A 20,827-nucleotide genomic window follows, 5' to 3' on the forward strand; every position below is an offset into this window, starting at 1 on the left:
TAATTGGTTCTATTTATTATTAACGGAAACCATTCCAAAACCCTGACTGTTTCTGTCTCCTAAACCTGAGGAAAGTGCGACTTCTAAAACCGGCTTTGGACCTTTCAAAGTAAACTTCCCTTTCCAGGCCTCAATAACAAAGTTTAATTTATAGTAAGTAACGACCTTTTTAAAGTAAGCCCCTTCAGCTGGTTCTATGGAAACGTTACTTGAATCAACTTTTAAGCCAACGATGTTACATTTCTTTTTGAGGTTTTCAACAAGCAGCTGATAGAACTTTTCCTGATAAGGATTAAAGTAAATTGTTTTTTTGTTTTTATCTGTACTGTGTATAGTTATTGGAGAAAGAGTTTTAACCCTAATTTCGTTTCCATCAACTCTTTCTTCTATTAGTTCAACCGATTCAAATTCAACTTCATTTTTTCCAAGTCTTAAATTTTTTCTTTTAATTAAAGTCTTGATATGAGAAGCCATTATATCATCCAATATACTAGATATATAAAAGTGAATTTTTCCGATAAAAATTATCTTTTTAGCTGGTTTAATCACTCTTTTTCTTCCAAAGATATTGGAAAAAGTAAGTAACTTAAATGTTCTTTTTTTATAATTGAAACCAGAGTTATGAAGAAAATAAGAGTAAACCTCCTCCAAATTTCTGTATATAAAAGACTGTAGAATATAATTGTAATGTATTGGGAGAATTATCCCCATTCCCTTTTTAGGTGTTAATGTTATTTTGATTTTCATCTAAATCTCCAGTTTAGCATCCCGGCCTATTCACTTGTACAAAGACCTACGGCTTGGTTATCGCCGTATTGGAATTATACCACAACGGCTTACGCCGTGCGCTTTATCTATCCTTTGAAAAGGAGAGGATTAGCGAATATCCTAAATTCCCTTTTTCCCAATTCCTTATAGGTACGCTAAAAACATATAACTCTCCTTTTAACTTTGAAATTAAATATAGTTTCAATTCCTTATAGGTACGCTTAAAACGACAGAGGAAGCGAGAAAGCGTTATGAAGAAATTAGTTTCAATTCCTTGTAGGTACGCTTAAAACCAAAAACTATCAAAACAGAAGCAACCCCAGATACCAGTTTCAATTCCTTGTAGGTACGCTTAAAACGGGGAGCTCCCCCTTGACTGTTTACTTGAAATAGCTAGTTTCAATTCCTTGTAGGTACGCTTAAAACGTCAAACGTGTAGGTTTTTCCGTCTTCTGCTACAAGTTTCAATTCCTTGTAGGTACGCTTAAAACCCTCCCTTTTTGCCATATTCTAATGGCAAAGAACACAACTTTTATCTAAATTTTAACAAATTCTGATGTAGGCGTCAATTGTCTCGGATTGAACTTAAGTTTATTATATAACTCTAATGTAGTCGAGGATAATTATTGAAAATCAAGGTCTTAAATTTTGTTAGCCGAACATGTGAAGTGCGACTTTAGATTTTTTAAGCCCGCTCCCGCAGGAAGTATCATCGGCGCTGGCGGGCTTAACTTCCGAGTTCGGAATGGGATCGGGTGTTTCCCCGCCGCTATGGGCACCAGCCTTTTATTTTTCTACTCAGCTAAAGATTCCCCACTGCTGCCTCCCGTAGGAGTCCGGGCCGTGTCTCAGTCCCGGTGTGGCCGACCACCCTCTCAGGCCGGCTACCCGTCGTAGGCTTGGTAGGCCGTTACCCCACCAACTACCTGATGGGACGCGAGCCCATCCCGAGGCGGCAGCCTCAGGACTGAGGTTCATCACTTGAGACTTCCTATTCAGCTTTTTCTATTTGCTTTCCGGCGATATAGACTCGTACTTAGAGAAGTCAAGTTTTAAACCACTGTTTTACGTCTTCTATTAGAGATACGAGAACGGGAACAAAGAAGAGGGTCATGAAGGTTCCAAAGATAAGTCCTCCTATTGCTACAACTGCCAGTGGAGCAAGTCTTTCAAGTCCTAAAGCCCATTGAAGGGCTATTGGAATCATTCCTACGGCAGTTCCAAAAGCGGTCATAAGAACAGGCCTTGTTCTGATTCTTATTGCGTTAAGGATGGCCTCTTTCGTTTCCTGACCTTCTTCCTTAGCCCACTTAAAGAAGTCTATTAAAAGGATTGAGTTCTTAACGATTATTCCGGCAAGGAGGATCATTCCCATAAATGAAGGCATGCACTGAGGTTTGTGGGCTATGAGCATTGAAAAGGCAGCTCCGATTAGGGCTAAGGGAATTGCTGAGATTATTGATATTGGGTAGGTGAAAGATTCAAAAGCAGGGACTAATGAGAAGTAAAGGATGATTATTCCAATCATGAGGGAGTGGAAGAGCCTTTTGAAACTTTCCATCATCTGTTTTATCTCTCCTTCGTGGGAAATGCCGTAGCCTGCTGGAAGTTTGAGGAACTTCTTCTCTAACATGTTTGTCTGCATTTGGACGAAAGTTGTTGGAGCTGTTGCTCTGTATCCGTATACGTCAAGGGTATTGAGTAGGTCTTGGTGGGTAATTACTGTTTGGGTCGTATGTTGGTTTACTGTAACGAAGTATGAAAGAGGAATAAATCCTTTTTTTGTTGGGATTGGTATGTCTTTGAGTTTATCTATGTAGTCTCTTTTGTCATTTGGAAGGATAACTCTGATTAACAGGCCATTTTCCATGGGGACTACAAAGGAAGAAGCCGGGATTCCTTTGACGTATCCACCTATGTACTGAGCTATCTGTAAAGGAGTTAGACCGTAGAGTGAGGCTTTGTTGGAGTCAATCTTGAAGACAAATTCCTTTTTGTCTAAATACCAAGTTCTTGAAATGTCTGTAATTCCTCTGACTTTGTGCATTAGTTGAACCAGTTTTTCTCCAATCTGATTGAGTATTTTGGGGTCTCTGCCGTATATCATTTCGTCTACTGTTGCTTTGATTGAAGAGAGAGGAGTTGCTCCAAAGTCCATAATTGTTACGTAGCGAAGGTCCGGAAGTTTGTGGAATTTTTCCCTCAGTTCATTTTCTATCTGCCATATTGTCTTTTTCCTGTGGAAGCGGTCTATAAACTGTATTTTCATCTCTATTTGCTGGGGTGGTTTTCCGCTGCCAAATGAAAGAACGCCAGGTTCAGAACCGATTGTTGAAGAAACTCTCACTACCCCGGGCATTGAGTAGACAATTTTCTCCATTTTTGTAAGGACTTCTTCTGTTTTCTGAAGAGAGGAGTTTGAATCTGTCTCTGCCCTTACGATTACTATGCCTGTATCCATCGGAGGCATGAGGTCTCTTCCAAGGACAGGAATAACGTTTTTCATGGTTATAACGAAGAGAAAGAAGCCGAAAATTATCACTCCAAGCTTTAGCCAGAAACTTTTGAGCATTCCGTCTGTGAGCCAAACGTAAAAGTCCCTTAGCCTGTAAACGATGGCTACTACGAAGTAGTCGTAGATTTTTCTCTCTAACCAGTTTTTATCCGGAGTTTTTTTGAGGATGTATGGGGCAGTTATTGGAATAGCCGTAACTGCAACGAAGTAGGAGACGACGAGGGCAATGATAAGAGTTAGGGAGAGTGGACGTAGAATGTGTTGAACGTATCCACCGATGAAGACGATGGGGAGGAGCATTGCAACTGTTGTGTAAGTTCCGCTTAAGACGGCAAGCATGACTTCTTTTGTTCCATCAATTGTTGCTTGCCAGATGTCTTTTTTCAGTTCAAAGTAGTGTCTTTCTATGTTTTCAAGGACAACAACTGCGTCGTCTGTAAGCATTCCGAGGGCAAGGATTACAGCAGTTAGGGTTACTATGTTGAAGTTGAATCCAAAGAGCCACATTAGGCCGATTGTAATTGTGTATGTGATTGGAACTGAGAAAAAGGAGACAATGAGCATTCTGACGTTTGCCAGGAACAGGAAAATTACAAGAAGAGTAAATATTACTGCATCTCTTAGGGATTCAAGCATGTTTTTGTTTGAGAGCTCTATCAACCACTTCTGAGTGTCTGATACGACAAAGTTGAGCTGTGGGTATTCCTTTTTTAGCTTCGGTAGATAGGCCATTACAGATTCTATTGCCGGCAGCTCGTAGCCTTTTGAGGAGCGGAGTATGGAGATACCTATGGCCTTGTGGCTGTTTCCGTGATAAGCAGAGAGTCTGTCTTTGTATCCCCACTCAACTTTTGCTACATCTTTGACCTGAACGTTCGGTTTTACGTAGATGTCTCTAATCTCTTCAATTCTCTCTGCTTCATCTCTGATTTTTAGGACTACGAGCCCGTTCTTGTTTATTATGAGGCCTACAGGGGCGTTTTTGTTGTTTGCTCTTATTGCGTTTACAAGCTGAAATAGGGAGATGTTATATTTGGCAAGTGCTTGGTAGTCTGGATAAACCCTTATCTCCCTCTGATATCCGCCGAAAATTTCAACGTCTGAAACGTGTGGTAGGTTGAGGAGCTCGTCTTTTATCTCATTCTCTGCAAGCTCTCTTACCTGAGCAAGGGATAGGTTGGAACCTTTTTTGGGATAAACTGCAAGAACCATTACCGGCTGAGTTGCATCTGTTACTTTATAGACTTGAGGTGGTAGAATGTCTTTCGGCAGGTAAGGAATAACCTTTGAGAGCTCGTTTGAGACGTCTGTTGCAGCAGCGTCTATCCTCTTTTTATACTCAAACTCAACTGTAACTACTGAGACTTCGTCTTTTGAAACTGAACGAATAGTTCTGACGAGGTCTAAGGTTTTGAGTCTCTGTTCAATAGGTCTTGTTATGTGGGAAGCTACATCTGCAGCTGAAGCTCCGGGCTCTATAGTAACGACTGCTATTTGTGGCCTGTTGGCGTCGGGGAAGAACTTACGGGGTATTTTAAAGTAACCTATTATTCCGATTACGCAGAAGAAAAGGAGAACGGCCAAGACGCCGTGGGGTTTTCTAACATACCAGTCAACGATCCTACCCATTGAAGGCCTCCGTAGGGACGGCGCTCTTTCTTCTCAGAACTTCAAGGAGTTTACTTTCCCTTCCCACTACAACTTTTTCTCCCGGCTTGAGGTTTCCGGAAACTACGACCCACCGGTTAACTTGCTTTAGGACTTTTACAGGGGTGGGGATAACCTGTGTTCCTTTTATTTTTAAGACCAAGTCTGTGTCTTTCATGTGGAGAATTGATAGGTAGGGAAGAAGTATTCCTGAGTATTTCTTCCCTTTGAGGTCAACTTTAACGGTTTGGGCTGACTTGAGACCGTTGAGCTCCTTCAGTTTTACCTCTACTGTATAAAGTCCAGTTCTTGGGTCTGCCGCCGGGTAGACTTTTGAGACGGTACCTAACGGCTTTCCTTCAACTTCTGCGGGAGCTCCCACTTCTATCTCTTTCGCCTCTTCCGGCGGTGCGTTGAGGAGGACTCTGAAACCGTCTGAATCGTAAAAGACTCTAATTATCGGCTTTCCCGGAACTGCAACGTCTCCGGGGTAGAGGAGAACTTTTGCTACTGTTCCGTCTTTAACCGCCCTTACCTCTGTATACTGAAGCTGTGATGCTACTGCCCTTTTCTTTTCTTCAATTGACTTAACGGCAAGTTTCAGCTCTCCGATTTTTGACTTCAGAGTTTTTACCTGAGAGAGAGCTCTATGGTATGCGTTTTCATACTTCTCAACCTCCTCCTTTGGAACTGCTCCCTTCTCGTAGAGGAACTTTTCCCTTTCATACTCTTTCTTTGCGTTCCTTTCAACGATTTCTGCGGCTTTGAGTTGAGCCTTTAGACCTTCAAGGAGCTCCTCTTTTGCCCTCTTTTCACTTTCCAACGAAAGGACTGTGTTTTCAATTTGAGATGAGTCTATTTTTGCAAGGAGCTCTCCTCTTCTAAAGTGTTCTCCCTCTCTCTTGTAGATTTTTAGAACTGTTCCGGCAACTTTCGTTGAGACGTTTGCATACGTGTAGGGCAGAACTTCTCCAACGTAGTGGAACGTATCCCTTACACTCCCCTCCTTTGCAACGGCATACTCAACGGGTATAGGGTAGACCTTCGGAGGGGGGAATGAGAGGAGCTCCGCCCTTTTCTTCTTTATGAGAATTTTCCCGACTGCTACTCCTATAACGGTTATTATAAGGATTACTACGATTGCCTTAACGGTTCTACTCATTTTCTGCCTCCAGTAGAGCTTCAATTCTTCTCTTCTCTATCTCCCAACTGTAGTAAGCTCCTTTTAACTGGGCTTCCGTTAAAAACTTGTGGGCTTCTGCAAGGAGAAGGTGATCCATGTCTCCCTTACCGCTTTCATATTTAAGTCTTTCTATCCTCTCTACCTCTTCTGCGTAGGCAAGTTTTGTCCTGTAAGCCTCTATGTCGGACTGGATTGACTCAAGGGAGTTGATGGCCTTAGAGAGATCCCTCTTCAGTGAGAGCTCTGCATCTTTTAGCTCCCTCTCTTTTGCCGTTTTGAGGAGCTCCTTTGATAAAACCTCCCTTCCCTTTCTTCCCCACTCAAAGATGGGGTAAGCAACCTTTACAGATATGGAACCGATTCCTGTATTCTCTCCGGAGTCAAATCCGTAGTTTCTGGCATAGTTCCCGTCTAAAAGAAGCTTTAATCCGTATTTTCCTTTTGTTAACTCAACACCTTTTTGAGCAATCAAAACTGTTTTCTGCTTTGATTTTATTAAGCTGTTTGATGAGAGAGCTTTTGAGTAGAGTTCGTTAAGAGAGTAGTTTTTCGGAGTGTAGTTAACTCTGTATGGTTCAATATTTTCTATCTTTTCTCCTGTTAACGTTTCAAGAACGGTTTTCAGCGTTTCTTGGTTCTTCTCAACCTCTTTTATCTTTGCCCTTACGTCTTGCAGGGAGTAGTCAACCTTTAACAGGTCAACCCTTGCGAACTTTCCGGCTTTAACTCCGTCTTCAACGTCTGACCTTAACTTTTGAAGGCTCTTTTCATATTCTTTAAGGGCTTTTTTGATCTCTTCTAACTTTAAATAGCTTAAGTAAGCCGAATCAACGTTAAACTTTATCTGCCATTTTGCATTTTCCTTTAGCGTTTTAAACAAGTCTGAATTGAGTTTCTCTATTTCAAATCTCTTCTCTATCGTTCCACCAAGGTAGAGGGGGACTGTAATGTCTATGCCGTAAATGGCCTTTCTGCTGTCAAATGGTGGCAGATTTTTTGGACTCGGCATGTAGTAGAGGGGCGTTAAGACCAAGTTTTTGTTATAGGTTGTGTAAGAGGTGAAAATGTTAAGAGTTCCGAACCGTTCTCTCTTTATGGCTTCTGCCTGCTCTTCGGAACTCTTAGATAATGCTTGGAGCTCTTTAAGTTTAGGGTAGTTCTTTACCGCCAGCTTTTCTGCTTGATTAAGGGTTATTCCGTGGGCGGTGCCGTAGAGGATGCTTATTAGGGTTAAGAGGCCTGTTAACTTTTTCAAATCAGCCTCCTTTTGGCCTATAACTAAATTTCTATTTTCCAATATTAGCACTTATTTCTTATACCTTCAAGCTTCTACCGAGGCTGTTTGAAAAATCCAGAGGAATAAGAAAAGAACCCAGAGATTGAACAGACAAAACTTAGCTAATACAAACAACTGAGCTATCTGAAAGCTCTTAGTCCTCTCATAACTACCAACTGCCTGTTTTATCTCTCCAAATATCCCTTCTATAAGTCCTCTGGAACGATAAATACCATCAGGTTCAACAAGTTCCTTCGCCCTTAACCTTACCTTTAACCTACACTCTCAACAAGCTCAATAAATCTCTCACTGTCATAAGCTTTATCTGCAAGAAAAGGTTTTCCTTTTAAAACCCTCCTAATAAACCCTCTCTCACAGAGCCAATGAAATATCCTCTCTGCAACCTTTACTTCCGAGGCATAACTTCGCTCAGGAATTGCCGTTAGAACAAACCTCTTCCTACTTTCAAGATGAACGCTCAAAACTACTGCTTTAACGTGGCTTCTGACCTTCTTTATCTCCAGTCCTCTTAAAATCTTCAGTGGATAAAGCTCTTCATACTTAAACCCTGTTCCATCAGCTATAAGAAACTTTATCTCCTTGTGATATTTACCTAAAAGCCTGCGGGAAAGGAAATTAAGGAAGTCAATTAAAAGGAGAGGAGGAAGTTTTTGAGACGATAGTAATAAGTTGAAAAATCTGGGACGTTTTTCCTTCCAAATAGCTGAACTGCTATAAGTTCTAACTCTCTGAATGAAAGTTTCCAGGCTACCTGTAGGAAAAGGAGGGCAAGGATTATTTCGTCAGGGTATTTCTTGGGTCTTCCCTTTTTGGATTTGAAGGGATATAAATATGTAATTAGAGCCTGTCCTCTCCGGTGCATGTAGCGTTTGGTGAGTTTAAGAACTTTTTTGAAGTTAAGACTCTTTACTCTCATACCGGAGAGGATAAGCTTTTTCTTCGGTTTGGCAATTTTCAAACACCCCCATTCCCTTTTTAGGTATTAATGTTATTTTGATTTTCATCTAAATCTCCAGTTTAGCATTCCGGCCTATTCACTTGTACAAAGACCTACGGCTTGGTTATCGCCGTATTGGAATTATACCACAACGGCTTACGCCGTGCGCTTTATCTATCTTTTGAAAAGGAGAGGATTAACGAAAAATTTATCCTAAATTTCCTTTTTCCCCAATTCCTCATAGGTACGCTTAAAACTCAAGTGCCTTGTGAATCTCCTATTGCTCCTCCGCTTGTGTTTCAATTCCTTGTAGGTACGCTTAAAACTTATAAAAGAATGGACTATCGGAGGAACAGTTTTCATGTTTCAATTCCTTATAGGTACGCTTAAAACAATTTTTAAGTTTAGATTAGAAGAATACGTAGAAAGTTTCAATTCCTTATAGGTACGCTCAAAACCCACCCTTTTTGCCATATTCTAATGGCAAAGAACACAACTTTTATCTAAATTTTAACGAATTCTGATGTAGGCGTCAATTGTCTCGGATTGAGCTTAAGTTTATTATACAACTCTAATATACTCGGGGATAATTATTGAAAATCAACACCTTAAGTTTTGTTAGCCGATTACTCCACCTTAAGAGGCCTGTTAACTTTTTCAAATCAGCCTTCTTTTGGCCTACAACTAAATTTCTATTTTTTAATATTAGCACTTATTTCTTATGCCTTCAAGCTTCTACCCCTGCTTTCATCTATAATTGGGTTCCAATCTACTTCGTTCCTTGGTATTCCGTACCAGTAGGCAAACTTATCTTCCATAATTATCCTCCAGAATTGAAAATCTAACTTTCGTATTATATATTTGTTAATTAACGAAAATTAGAGGCTACTATGGTAAGTGGAGTGGAATTAGGGTTAATTTCGTTTGCTGCTTCCTTTGTCTTTGCCTTAGGAGGAATTGGAGCTGCAGTTGTTCTTATTCCTATTCTCGTTTTTTTAGGTATTCCGTTTTCTATTGCAAGGCCTGCAGGCCTTTTTACAAACTTTCTCTCAACGTCTGCGGCTTCCTACCACAACTTAAAGAAGAGGCTCATTGACTTTAGGATTGCAGTTCCTCTGATAGCCGCCTCAATCATCTTCTCTCCTTTGGGAGCTTACTCTTCTTATTTGGTCTCCGAGAAAGTTGTAGGGATCGTCTTTACCCTTTTCCTCTTCTTTGCAGGAATTATGGTTTACATTCCTAAAAAGGAGGTTTTTGAAGAGAAAAACTCCCTTTTCTACCCGGCCTTTGTCGGAGCTCTCTCTGGCTTCCTTTCAGGATTTTTAGGAGTTGGAGGGGGTGGCATAATGTCTCCGCTTTTCATAATGGCTGGTTATAATCCCAAAAGAGTTGTTGCTATAACTCCTTTTGCAGTTCTTTTCTCTTCATTTACCGGATTCCTTGCATACTGGAAGATGGGAAGCGTTGACTGGAACGTAACGCTGTGGATGGCAATTCCTGCCATATTTGCAGGTTATTTAGGAGCTTACATTTCTCATCACTACTTAAGTCCGAAACAGGTTAAAAAGCTTTTGGGGGTCATTTTCTTCATTCTCGGAATAAAATTCCTGCTAAAATTTATTTAAGGAGGTTTTGGATGACGTTAAAGGAACTCGTATCCCAACTTGACCTTAAAGGTCTCCTGGAGAAAGAACCCAAAATTACTCTTGACGCGTTTTTAGAGAAGTGGAAGGCTAACGAAGCCGTCTTACTTGACGTTAGGACCAAGGAGGAGCAGGCTTTAACTCCTTTAACAGCCTTTGGAATTCATGTTCCGTTAAACGAACTTCCTGAAAGGCTCAACGAAATTCCGAAAGACAAGCTGGTGTGCACTCTCTGCCCTGGAAAGATCAGAGCAACAATTGCCATGTGCTACCTTTTAACTGAAGGATTTGACAACGTTAAAGTTCTTGCCTCTTCACCTTCAGAGATTGTTGACAGGGTTAAACCGCCTTTCATTGCAAAGTTAGGAGAATAATGGAGAGCCAGAAGTTTGTAGAGGCTTTAAAGGTTCTCTCAGACGAGACCAGAATAAGAATTCTGAAGATTTTGGAGGAGAAGCCCTCATACCTGTGCCAGATTACGGCCGTTTTGGGCTTCTCCCCTTCCACCGTTTCAACCCATCTCTCAAAGCTTAAACAGTTCGGTTTCGTAAAGGACAAACGGGAGGGAGCAAAGGTTCTCTTTTCTCTGTCTGAACCGGAAAATGGGGAGCTCCGCCGAATCCTTTCAGAGGTCCTGAAGGCTGCAGACAACTGGCAGGTGGTTAAAAAAGACATGGAGAAGTTAAGGGGAGTTTCTCTAAAAGAAGTCTGCCCCTACGATTAAAAGAAACAAAATATAGGGAGGGGAAATTGGTGAAACGGGAAGAACCCGAAAAGGTCGTAAAAGAGATATTTGAAGATAACAATTCCTTCGTTCTGGGGAAGGGAGAGGACTTTTTCAAGTCCCACATTAAGGATCAAAACCCTGTGATTACTCTGATAACCTGTTCAGATTCAAGGGTTCACCCAACTGTTTTTTCAGAGGAGCTGATAGATAGAGTGTTCGTTATAAGGAACATAGGAAACCAAATTGAAAACTGCGTAGGCTCTGTTGACTACGGCGTTTACCACCTTCAGACTCCCGTTCTTCTCATTTTGGGCCACGTTAACTGTGGAGCTATTAAAGCTTTCTTAAAGGGATACTCTAATGAGCACGCAGATATTAGGAAGGAGCTTGACCACTTGTGTATTCCGGTTTCAAAGGTTGAGAGAACAGGGAATTTTGAGAGGGATTGGCTCTCCGCTGTTGAGGAGAACATCCACTGGCAGGTTAGGATAGCACTTGAGAGGTATGGTCTTTTGGTCAGGAGGGAGCTCCTTGCCATTTTGGGGGCCGTTTACGACTTCGGAAACTACTACGGTAGGGGATACGGCAGGATAGTTCTCATAAACCTAAATGGGATAAAGGAGAGGGAGAAGATACTTTCCCATAAGGCAATGTCTCTTGTTCCGGGAGAACTTCTTGAAAAGGTCGTTATCTAACGGAGTCTTATGTTCTTCCTTCTATACAGGAAATCGGTGACTTTGAGAGGGGAGCTCTCCTCTACGGCCCAAACGGTCTTAAGTGTTCTCTTTATTAAGGTAAGGGAATTGTTCTAACGAAGTCCCTGTTTTCAACGTGCCACTCAACGGTTCTTTTGAGGCCTTCCTCTAAGGGAACTTTGGGCTCCCAGTTCAGTATTTTTTTTGCTTTTGTTATGTCTGCCCAGGTGGCTTTCAGGTCTGCCTTGTGGAAGGGCTTGTAGATTATCTCCGCCTTTTTCCCGAGGTACTCCTCAATTAAACTGATTACCTCTTTGAGCTGATGGGGGTGGTTTCCGCCGAGGTTTATTATCTCGTAGCCAGTTTCCGTTTCGTAAGCTTTAACCGTTCCCTCTGCAATGTCTTCAACGAACGTAAAGTCCCTGCTCTGGGTTCCGTCTCCGTAAACGGTTATGGGGGTTCCTTCGTCTATCCACTTTATAAACCTGAAGATGCACATATCCGGCCTTCCTGCAGGGCCGTAGACCGTGAAGTAACGAACTACCGTTACATCAAACCCGTAGAGGTAGTGGTAAGTGTAAGACATAACCTCTGCTGCCTTTTTGCTGGCAGCATAGGGAGAGATTGGGGTGTTTACAGGGAGATCTTCCTTAAAGGGCATAGGCTGGCCGGCGTAGAGGGAGGAGGTTGAGGCAAGAACGAACTTGTTTATCCCAAACTCCCTCATAAGCTCAAGGAGGTTAAGGGTTCCCAGTGAGTTTGTTGTTTCGTAAACAAATGGATTAACCAGGCTGTATCGAACTCCTGCCCTTGCTGCAAGGTTTATTACTCCGTCAGGTTTTGTGTCCTGAAAGATTACCCTCAGGGCCTCTCTGTTCTCTATGTCAACGGGGTAGAAGGTGAAGTTTTTGTTTTCTTGGAGCTCCTTCAGCCTGAACTTTTTAAGCCTCGGGTCGTAGTAGTCGTTCAGGTTGTCAACCCCTACAACTCTGTAGCCCTTATTAAGGAGCTTTTTTGCAACGTAGCTTCCTATAAAACCTGCCGCGCCGGTCAGTAGAACTGTTCTCATTGAAGCCTCTCCGTTTTTAAATTTTGACGTGTAGTTTAACATTACAGTTTGAAACTTTCTCAGGAGTTGTGTCTGATGATAAAAAGCTTAAGGCTTAGGGGATTTAAGTCTTTTGCAGATGAGACTGAGTTAAGGTTTGTAGACGGCATTAACTGTATCGTTGGGCCAAACGGCTGTGGCAAGAGCAACATCGTTGACGCCCTAAAGTGGGTTGTTGGCGTAACCTCTGCAAAGGGAATGAGGGCTGATTCAATACGGGACGTTGTTTTTAAAGGTGCCGAAGGTAGAAGGCCGGCAAAGAATGCTGAGGTTTCTGTTGTTGTCTCTTCCGACGACTTAACCTTTCCGGAAACCGAAATAACGAGAAAAGTAAAGTCTGACGGTGAAAGCGAGTTTCTCATAAACGGCAGGAAGGTGAGGTTGAAGGACATTCAGGAGGTTTTCCTGAAACTCGGCCTTTCAAACAGGGACTACGCCTTCTTTGAACAGGGTCAGATAGAGAAAGTTCTCAGGATGAAGCCGACGGAGAGGAGAGCTCTCATAGACGAGGCTGCTGGAATTACTCCATTTAAGGTTAAGAGGGAAGAGACTCTAAAGCAGCTTCAGGAGGCTCAGCAGAACCTTGAGAATACTAAAAACGTAATAGATGAGGTTGCAAAGAACCTTAGGGCTCTTAAGAATCAGGCCGAAAAGGCAAAGAGGTTCAAGGAGCTCCGTTCAAAAGAGAGGGAGCTTGAGCTGAAACTCTTGGGATACCGGCTCAAGAATGTTCAGGAGGATAAGGCGAAGTTAGAGGGGAGCATCAGGGTCTTTCAGGAGGACAGGGCTTCCTTAGAGAGGGAGGTCTCACTTTTAACCGTTGAAATAGAGGAGCTCCGCTCAGAGCTTGAGCGTTTAAACAGGGAGGTTGAGGAAACCTCAAGGGAGCTTGCAGAGGTTGAGAAGAGCAAGAAAGAAGCTTCTGTAAAGAGGGAGTTCTTAACGAAAGAGATAGACAGACTGAAGGGAGAGATAGAGGAGAGAAAAAGGGAGAGAGAGGTAAAACTGAAACTTCTTGAGGGCCTTTCCTCTGAAATAAAGGAGTTAAAGGAAAAGGAGGCGGAGCTCCTAAAGTCACTCTCAGAGCTTGAAAAGGAAGAAAAGAAGGTAAAGGAAAGGATTGAAGAGTTAAAGAGAAAGAAGGAGGAGTTGGAGGAGAGGGAGCTCTCCCTTTCAAGGAAACTTTCAGGAGTTAGCGCTCAGATAAACAAGCTCCAGATGGACTTGGCAAGGGAAGAGGAGAGGTTCAAGTCCCAGAGAGCTCTTTTGGAGAGAATCCCGTCTGAAATCTCACAGGTAGAGAAGGAGAAGGAATACTATACCTCTCGGATTGAAAGGGTTGAGAGGGAAGTTGAAAATTTAAGGGAGGATATTGAGAAGGCAAAGGAACTCCTTGATATAAAGAGAACAGAGCTCTCTGAGGCAAGGGAGAGGTTAGAAGAGGTTGAGTCTGAGCTTGAGGAGAAGAGGAGAGAGGCGTTAAGGGTCAAAACGGAAATTGAGAACACTGAGAGAATCCTCTCTTCAATAAACCTTAAAAAGGTTGAGCAGAAGATTGTTGAAAGCGGACAAAGAGGGAAAGTTAAAGGATACGTAGGGCTTCTTTTGAACCTGATAGAGGTTGAGCCGGGCTGGGAGAAGATAGTTGAGAACTACCTCTCAACCTACGGAGCCGGAATCGTTTTAAGGAGCGTTGACGAAGTAGTCTGGATAAAAGAGAGGATTCAGGGTAAGGGAAGGGTTAACCTGCTTTTTGCCGAAGTTCCGGAAGTTCCAGAGTCTCCGGAGGTTGAAGGGGCGATTCCTGTTGAGAAGTTTGTAAAGCCGAGGGATACGAGGGTTGAGAACCTGATAAAGGCAATCTTTCACAAGGTCTACTACGCTCCGGAGAGAGCTCCAACTCTTGCCTCAAAGTTTCCAGACTCGGTCTTCATAGATGAGGACTTTAACCTGTTTTCAGCAAGGGGCTGCACTGTCGGAAAGTTTAAAGAGTCTTCCCTCTTGGAGCTTGAGAGGGAGGTAAGGGAGAAGAGGGAGCTCCTTGAGAGGCTCAACTCTGAGGTTGAGGAGCTAAAGGAGAGGCTAACTCCCTATAGGGAAGAGGTTGAGTCTTTAGAGGAGAGGGTTGAGGAGTTAAAGGAGGAGCTCCAAAAGAAAAAGATGGCTCTGTTTGAAGGGGAGTCTAAACTGAAAGAACTTAAGAGGAAACTCTCTGAGGTGGAGAGGAGGAAGGGGGAACTCATAGAGAGGGAGAAGAGGGCTAAGGAGAGCGTTAACTCTTTTGAGAGGCGTTCCGAAATACTGAAAAGTAAGGTAGAGGAGCTGAACGGGGAGAAAGGGGAGCTCCTTTCACAAATAGACAAGCTAAAGACAGAAAAAGAGGAGCTTAACGGCCTCTACGAGAAAGTAAAGGAGGAGCTTTCCAGGGTTTCGTCTGAGCGTTCTGTTCTCCTGGAAAAGCTCTCCTCTCTGAGGGAAAAGGTAAGGGCGAAAGAGGGGGCTTTAAAGTCTTTGAGGAGGGAAGTTGAGGAGTCTGAGAGGAGGATTGAAAGGACAAAGGGGGAACTTGAGAAGGCAAAGCTGGAGCTTAAAAGGGCAGAGGAGCTCCTCTCCGGAGTTGATGAGACGATAGCCGACATAAGGGATGAGCTAAAGAACTTAGAGGAGAAGAGGAGGGAGCTCTCTTCCCTCATAAAGAACAAGGAGGAGGCGCTAAAGCAGAGGAACGTCCATCTCTCAGAGGTTTCTAAGAAACTAAAGTCTTCAGAGATTGAGCTTGCAAAGCTAACTGTTCAGGAGGAGGAGCTCCTTAAGAAAATCGTTGACGCCGAAGGTTCAGTTTTAGAGGCACTCCAGCTTGCAGAGACAGTTAAAGACGAAGAAGAGCTTAAGAGAGAGTTAATTAACCTAAAGGAAAGAATCAGTAGGCTTGGTGCAGTTAACATGCTTGCAATAGACGAGTATGAGAGGATAAAGGAGCGTTACGGCTTCATCTTAGAGCAAGAGAGAGACCTTGTAGAGTCAATAAAGAACCTAAAGGAGGCCATAAAGAAGTTAGACGAGGAGATTGAGAAGCGCTTCTTTGAAACCTTTAAAGCCGTAAACAGGGAGTTTAAGCGCTCCGTAAAGACAATCTTCGGAGGGGGAACGGGAAGGCTCATTCTGACCTCTGAGGACCTGTCTGAAGCCGGCCTTGAGATAGAGGTGAAGCCGCCGGGTAAACGCCACTCAAACCTTAACCTACTTTCCGGCGGAGAGAGGACTTTGGTTGCCCTTACTTTCCTCTATGCCCTCTACTCCGTAAGGCCTGCTCCGTTCCTCGTTTTAGACGAGGTTGACGCAGCCTTAGACGACGCAAACACGCTGAGGTTAACGGAGCTCCTCAAACAGATGGCTCTGAATACCCAGGTAATCATCATTACACACAACAAGCTGACTATGGAGGTTGCAGACGCAATTTTCGGCGTAACAATGGAAACTCCCGGAGTTTCAAAGGTTATAGGGGTTTCGTTTGAGCCTCTTACTACATAGACAAGGCTCAGCTTTTAACGCTTACCCCTCCAGAGATGGCCGTTAAGGCAACGAGGTTTGACTTGATATTTGCTGCAGATACAGAACTCCGGGCAGTTTCAGAGGTCTACGCATTTGAGAGCTCCTCGCCCTTACATTTCTGGTTTCTCTTGTTTCAACAGTTTACCTTTTCTACTGGCTTTTGTAGGAGTATCCCTTCTCAAGGGCAGAAAGGTTAGCATCTGCAAACCGCGGGTTAACTTCCGTTATTGCCCTCTCTATTTCCTCTTTTGTAAATGGGAAGTTAGGAACGGTCTTAAGTGTAAGCCCTAACATAAATACGTTGAGAGACTTAGGGTTTATCTTCCCTTCAACGGCAAGCTGAGAGGCCGGGGCTTTTACGACGTTGAACGGGGGGAGCTCCGGAAATTCCCCTTCAACGTTTGTTACGATGAAACCGTTGGGCTTTAAGTAGTAGAGAAATCTTAGCGTCTCCGTTGGGTAGAGCCCTAAGAGTAGGTCTGCCTGTCCCTCACCTACGAGGGGAGCTTTAAAGTCTCCGATTTTTATGTATGAGATAACCGTTCCGCCTTTCTGAGCCATTCCATGGGTTTCAGTTCCGATAAAGTCAACTCCCCTATTAAGGGCACACTGCGAGAGGACTTTAACCAAGAATATCGTTCCTTGTCCGCCGACTCCTGTTAGAACTAACTGATACCTCATCTTTTATCCTCCACAAAAGCCTCAAAGGGACACAAGTCCTCAAGGCACACTCCGCAGCCTACACAGAAGTACGGATTAACCTCAACTTTGCCTTGGTCGTTCCACTCAAATGCCGGGCAGCCGAAGTCGTTTATACAGTGGCCACAGCCCGTACACTTATCCTGGTCAACCTTTGCAAACTTTCCAGGCAGTTTGGCCTTTTCCTTATCAAAGGTGCAGAACTCGTTTACGACGGCTACAACGGGGCCGTTTGCCTTTTCGTATGTCTCTTTTACCTTCTTAAAGAACTTAACAGTCGTCTTTATCGTTCCGTCGTAGTTAAGGATCAGCGGTTTTACCCCGCAGCCCTCAACGATTTTTGGAATACTTACGTTACCAATTCTCTCAGGTGTTGGCTGAAGGCCTGTCATAGCAACTGTGCTGTTGTCCATTATTACAAGAATGAACTTATGTTTGTTTGCTACGGCATCTATGAGGGGAGGGATTCCTGCGTGGAGGAAGGTTGAGTCTCCGATGGTTGCAACTATCGGTTTTTCGGTATCCGCTTTTGAGAACCCGCAGGAAAGACCTGCTGATGCTCCCATACAGAGGACTGTATCAACGGCTTTCTGGTTAAGCCCTAACGTGTAGCAGCCGATGTCTGAAGGGTAGATTGCCCTATTTCCAAATACCCGTTTTATTCCGTAAAAGACCGTTCTGTGGGGACAGCCGGGGCATAGGGCCGGAATCCTTGGAGGAACTTCCCCTTCGTAATTCTTTCCAACGTAGATGTTCTTTTTAAGGGCTCCAACGCTCTTTAAAGCCTCTGCCACCCTTGAGTGGGTAGCTTCGTCAACTCTGTAGACGTCTCCAGTCAGCTTTCCCCTTATGTTTCCGGCGTGCCTTATCTGTTCCTCAACCAGCGGGTAGGTCTCTTCAAGGACTAAAACCGTTTTATACCTCTTAAGGTATGGAACCATCTCATCGGCAGGCAGAGGAGTCGGCATGTCAACCTTAACAATGTCTGCCTTTAGGCCTGTATCCTCTAAAACTTCCTGTGCATAGCTGTAGAGGGTTCCTGAAGCTAAAATGATGAGCTCCCCCTCTTCAAGTTTCTCAAACTGGTCTTTCAGGAACTCTTCCCAGTTAAACCTTGCAATTCTCTCCAACTTCTCAAGTAGCTCGTAGCCCTGTTTTAGCCTCGGGCTTCTCGGAACGGCAGCCCACCTTTCTATGTTCCTCTCAAAATTTCCCTTCCTTCCCTTAAACTCAAAGTCCGGAACGTCTACAATCTGCCTTCCGTGGCAGACCCTCAAGACCGGCCTTAGGAGAACCGGTATCTCAAACTGCTCAGAGATGTTAACCCCTAAAACTGCAAGCCTGAAGGCATCTTTAGGGTCTGAAGGGTCTAAAGCCGGAATCCTTGCAAATTTTGCAAAGTATCTTGAGTCCTGTTCAGTCTGAGAGCTGTAAAAACCCGGATCGTCGGCAGAGATGATAAGAAATCCTCCTCTGTTTCCTATGTAGGCGGCACTCATAAGGGCATCTGAAGCCACGTTTAGTCCGACCATCTTCATTCCGCAGGCGGTTCTCTTTTGGGTTATTGCCCCTGCGTAGGCCGTTTCAAAGGCTACCTTTTCATTTGTTGACCACTCTGCGTATGCTGGAAGGTTGTTTTCTTTAATTATCTTCTGGTAGGTTTCAAGAATCTCAGAGCTGGGAGTTCCCGGGTAGGCTGTCATCATGTCTACCCCGGCGTATAGTAATCCCCAAGCTATTGCTTCGTTTCCGAGGAGAGTCCTTTTCATATCTGTCTCCAGAAGTCGGGAATTAAAAAAATTTTATATGATAAATCTTAAAACGGTGTAAACGTTAGAGCTCTCCCTTGGTTGAAGGAACTCCTTTAACCCTCGGATCAACCTCAATGGCCATTCTGAGGGCTCTGGCTACACACTTAAAAGTTCCTTCTGCCATGTGGTGGAGGTTTTTCCCATAGTAGCAGTTTATGTGGAGGTTGCACCTTAAAGAGTTTGAAAAGGATTTCCAGAACTCTCTAAAGAGGTCAAACTCAATTCCCATAAGGCTCGTAAACTCTGGAAACCCGTTGTATACGAAATAGGGCCTATCTGATAGGTCTAAGGCTACAGAAATAAGGGCTTCGTCCATAGGTAGTGTAAAGTGGCCGTAGCGGTTTATTCCCCTCTTATCCCCTAAAGCTTTCTTTATTGCCTCTCCTAAAACGATTCCAACGTCTTCAATCAGGTGATGGTGGTCAACGTCAACGTCGCCGGTTGCAACGATTTTTAGGTCTATGAGGGAGTGTTTTGAGAAGAGCTCCAACATGTGCGTCAGAAACGGAACGTCCGTTTTTACAGAATAGGAGCCTGTTCCGTCAAGGTTTAGACTGATGTAAACGTTTGTCTCTTTCGTCTCCCTGTTTACCTCTGCCTCTCTCATAACTCACTCCTTGAATCCGGCCGGGTAGGAGCCTAAGATTTTGAAGAAGCTACAGCCCATTTCAAGCTCAGAGAGGGCTTTTGCCACCCGTTCTTCTTTCCTGTGCCCTTCAAGGTCAACGAAAAACACGTATTCCCAGGGTTTCTTCTTCGTCGGTCTTGACTCAATTTTAGAGAGGTTAACGTCGTAAACTGCAAAAGGCTGGAGGGCTTTAAAGAGAGCTCCCGCCTCGTGCCTCGTGCTGAACATAATTGAAGTTTTGTCCCTTCCGGAGGGAAACTCAGAGTCTGACTTACCGATTATCAGGAATCGGGTGAAGTTCTTGGAGAGCTCCTGAATGTTTTTTGCAAGGATATTCAGGTCGTAGAGGAGTGCAGCCGCTTCACTTGCTATTGCAGCAGTTCCAGGCTCTCTGCTTGCAATCTCTGCTGCCTTCGCCGTGCTTGAAACCTCTTCAACTTCCGTGTTCGGAAGGTTCTCAGAGAGCCACTTCCTGGCCTGGGCAATGGCATGCCTGTGGGAGAAAACCTTTTTTACGGAGGAGAGTTCTCCCTCTTTACTCATCAGGTGGAGGTTGACGGGAACGAAAACCTCTCCGCTGATTTTAAGGTCTGTGTCTAAGAACATGTCTATCGTGTAGTTGACGATTCCCTCAATGGAGTTCTCTATTGGGACGACACCGTAATCTACCCGCCCCTTTTCAACCTCGTCAAAGACCTCGTCTATTGAGTCTTTTGGCCTTAAGTCTGATGAAGTTCCAAAGTGTTTCAGTGCAGCCAAGTGGGTAAACGTCGCCTGAGGGCCTAAGAAGGCAACCTTTGTCGGCTCTTCAAGGGCCCTGCATGCAGAGATTATCTCCCTGAAGATTGCTCTAATACTTTCAGGAGGAAGAGGTCCCTGGTTTAGCTCCTCAAGTTTCGCAAGGATTTTTGCTTCCCTTCCGGGAACGTAAAAAGGAAGCCCCTTCTTCCTCTTGATCTCTCCAACTTCCTGAGCAAGCTTTGCCCTCCTGTTGAGGAGGGTTAGGAGCTCCCTATCTACTCTGTCTATCTCCTCTCTCAGCTCCGAAAGACTCTTCATCTTCTACCTCTAAGGAACAGCTGTTTCCACAATCGTTTCTGTTTAAAACCCTGAAAAGAACGTAGACAGAAACGGCAATAACGATTAAAACGTAAATTGCCATGGCAATTCCCAAGTTCTCAAAATTATACTTTAAGGATTACTCAAAAGATGGAAAGGTTCCTATATTTTCATCTGCATTCCAAAGAAAGGAGGCAAGAATGCCGATTTACGAGTTTAAGTGCTCAGAGTGTGGAGAGGAGTTTGAGAAGTTTGTCATATCTGCATCTCAGGTAAACCAGGTTAAGTGTCCAAAGTGTGGAAGTGACAAAGTGGTCAAGAAGATTTCTGCCTGTGCAATAGGTGGAGGAGATTCTTCATCCTCTTCAGGAAGCTCCTGCACAGCCTTTGGCTGAGGCATCTAAAGGCGGGAGTTTCCCGCCACAGTTTATTTCAATATGTTTAATATTTTCTCTATTAAGAAAACCAAAATGTCAACGTCGCTGTCTTCTGTCTGTTCTTCTCTAACAAACGAACCGAAAATACTTACGTGTTTTACTCCAAACTTATCTTCCAGCT

General features: G+C 43.8%; 17 protein-coding genes, 1 rRNA gene, 1 pseudogene, 1 CRISPR repeat array and 1 other annotated feature. Of the genes and pseudogenes, 6 read left to right on the forward strand and 13 right to left on the reverse strand.

Annotation, left to right across the window (positions count from 1 at the left end):
- Positions 1-9: 9 nt before the first annotated feature.
- The 6 genes and pseudogenes from cas6 to ACZ424_RS05665 form a co-directional block, all read right to left on the reverse strand.
- Positions 10-747: a CRISPR-associated endoribonuclease Cas6 gene (gene cas6 / locus ACZ424_RS05640; RefSeq protein ID WP_464904006.1), complete on the reverse strand. Its 738-nt coding sequence runs from the start codon at positions 745-747 to the stop codon at positions 10-12.
- Positions 748-900: 153 nt separating this feature from the next.
- Positions 901-1,259: direct repeats of the CRISPR family, unit length 31 nt; unit sequence AGTTTCAATTCCTTGTAGGTACGCTTAAAAC.
- A gap of 174 nt (positions 1,260-1,433) precedes the next feature.
- Positions 1,434-1,549: ribosomal RNA gene (gene rrf, locus ACZ424_RS05645) — 5S ribosomal RNA — on the reverse strand.
- Positions 1,550-1,554: 5 nt separating this feature from the next.
- Positions 1,555-1,818, reverse strand: a sequence feature (16S ribosomal RNA rRNA prediction is too short).
- Entirely contained in the window at positions 1,814-4,912 is a 3,099-nt protein-coding gene (locus ACZ424_RS05650; protein ID WP_464904007.1) for an efflux RND transporter permease subunit, read from the reverse strand. It overlaps the preceding feature by 5 nt.
- Entirely contained in the window at positions 4,905-6,092 is a 1,188-nt protein-coding gene (locus ACZ424_RS05655) for an efflux RND transporter periplasmic adaptor subunit (protein WP_464904008.1), read from the reverse strand. Before ACZ424_RS05655 ends, ACZ424_RS05650 begins: the two co-directional genes overlap by 8 nt.
- Positions 6,085-7,368: a TolC family protein gene (locus ACZ424_RS05660; RefSeq protein ID WP_464904009.1), complete on the reverse strand. Its 1,284-nt coding sequence runs from the start codon at positions 7,366-7,368 to the stop codon at positions 6,085-6,087. Before ACZ424_RS05660 ends, ACZ424_RS05655 begins: the two co-directional genes overlap by 8 nt.
- Positions 7,369-7,434: 66 nt before the next feature.
- Positions 7,435-8,362, reverse strand: a pseudogene (locus ACZ424_RS05665) (transposase).
- 875 nt (positions 8,363-9,237) lie between these two features.
- Between ACZ424_RS05665 and ACZ424_RS05670 the strand changes: the two are divergent.
- Genes ACZ424_RS05670 through ACZ424_RS05685 form a run of 4 tightly spaced genes read left to right on the forward strand, consistent with a single transcriptional unit; the run spans position 9,238 to position 11,412 of the window.
- Positions 9,238-9,972: a sulfite exporter TauE/SafE family protein gene (locus ACZ424_RS05670; protein WP_464904010.1), complete on the forward strand. Its 735-nt coding sequence runs from the start codon at positions 9,238-9,240 to the stop codon at positions 9,970-9,972.
- A gap of 11 nt (positions 9,973-9,983) precedes the next feature.
- Positions 9,984-10,364 carry a rhodanese-like domain-containing protein gene (locus tag ACZ424_RS05675; protein ID WP_464904011.1) on the forward strand — a complete coding sequence of 127 codons (381 nt, stop codon included), beginning with the start codon at positions 9,984-9,986 and terminating at the stop codon, positions 10,362-10,364.
- Positions 10,364-10,714, forward strand: a complete 351-nt coding sequence (locus ACZ424_RS05680) for an ArsR/SmtB family transcription factor (protein ID WP_464904012.1) — start codon at positions 10,364-10,366, stop codon at positions 10,712-10,714. The genes ACZ424_RS05675 and ACZ424_RS05680 overlap by 1 nt, the downstream gene beginning before the upstream one ends.
- 29 nt (positions 10,715-10,743) lie before the next feature.
- Positions 10,744-11,412 carry a carbonic anhydrase gene (locus tag ACZ424_RS05685; protein ID WP_464904013.1) on the forward strand — a complete coding sequence of 223 codons (669 nt, stop codon included), beginning with the start codon at positions 10,744-10,746 and terminating at the stop codon, positions 11,410-11,412.
- Positions 11,413-11,506: 94 nt separating this feature from the next.
- Here the strand turns inward: ACZ424_RS05685 and ACZ424_RS05690 are convergent, their stop codons facing one another.
- Positions 11,507-12,481: an SDR family NAD(P)-dependent oxidoreductase gene (locus tag ACZ424_RS05690; RefSeq protein ID WP_464904014.1), complete on the reverse strand. Its 975-nt coding sequence runs from the start codon at positions 12,479-12,481 to the stop codon at positions 11,507-11,509.
- Between the two features lie 75 nt (positions 12,482-12,556).
- Between ACZ424_RS05690 and smc the strand changes: the two genes are divergently transcribed.
- Positions 12,557-16,051 carry a chromosome segregation protein SMC gene (gene smc / locus ACZ424_RS05695; RefSeq protein ID WP_464904015.1) on the forward strand — a complete coding sequence of 1,165 codons (3,495 nt, stop codon included), beginning with the start codon at positions 12,557-12,559 and terminating at the stop codon, positions 16,049-16,051.
- Between the two features lie 171 nt (positions 16,052-16,222).
- Here the strand turns inward: smc and ACZ424_RS05700 are convergent, their stop codons facing one another.
- From ACZ424_RS05700 to ACZ424_RS05720, 5 genes are all read right to left on the reverse strand, one after another.
- Positions 16,223-16,753: a 2-oxoacid:acceptor oxidoreductase family protein gene (locus ACZ424_RS05700; RefSeq protein ID WP_464904016.1), complete on the reverse strand. Its 531-nt coding sequence runs from the start codon at positions 16,751-16,753 to the stop codon at positions 16,223-16,225.
- Positions 16,750-18,540, reverse strand: a complete 1,791-nt coding sequence (locus ACZ424_RS05705) for a thiamine pyrophosphate-dependent enzyme (RefSeq protein WP_464904017.1) — start codon at positions 18,538-18,540, stop codon at positions 16,750-16,752. Before ACZ424_RS05705 ends, ACZ424_RS05700 begins: the two co-directional genes overlap by 4 nt.
- A gap of 64 nt (positions 18,541-18,604) precedes the next feature.
- Positions 18,605-19,189, reverse strand: a complete 585-nt coding sequence (gene hisB, locus ACZ424_RS05710; protein ID WP_464904018.1) for an imidazoleglycerol-phosphate dehydratase HisB — start codon at positions 19,187-19,189, stop codon at positions 18,605-18,607.
- Between the two features lie 3 nt (positions 19,190-19,192).
- Positions 19,193-20,269, reverse strand: a complete 1,077-nt coding sequence (pheA, locus tag ACZ424_RS05715) for a prephenate dehydratase (protein ID WP_464904019.1) — start codon at positions 20,267-20,269, stop codon at positions 19,193-19,195.
- Complete coding sequence (locus ACZ424_RS05720; protein WP_464904020.1) at positions 20,223-20,372, reverse strand: hypothetical protein; 150 nt, start codon at positions 20,370-20,372, stop codon at positions 20,223-20,225. Before ACZ424_RS05720 ends, pheA begins: the two co-directional genes overlap by 47 nt.
- A 97-nt stretch (positions 20,373-20,469) precedes the next feature.
- On the opposite strand from ACZ424_RS05720, the gene ACZ424_RS05725 reads away from it, so the two are divergent.
- The gene (locus ACZ424_RS05725) at positions 20,470-20,664 is read left to right on the forward strand and encodes an FmdB family zinc ribbon protein (protein WP_464904021.1); all 195 of its coding nucleotides are present in this window, start codon (positions 20,470-20,472) and stop codon (positions 20,662-20,664) included.
- Positions 20,665-20,696: 32 nt separating this feature from the next.
- Here the strand turns inward: ACZ424_RS05725 and ACZ424_RS05730 are convergent, their stop codons facing one another.
- Positions 20,697-20,825, reverse strand: coding sequence for a nucleotidyltransferase domain-containing protein (locus tag ACZ424_RS05730; RefSeq protein ID WP_464905217.1), 129 nt, complete (start codon positions 20,823-20,825; stop codon positions 20,697-20,699).
- Positions 20,826-20,827: the final 2 nt, after the last annotated feature.

It is taken from the genome of Thermovibrio ruber (assembly GCF_055380895.1).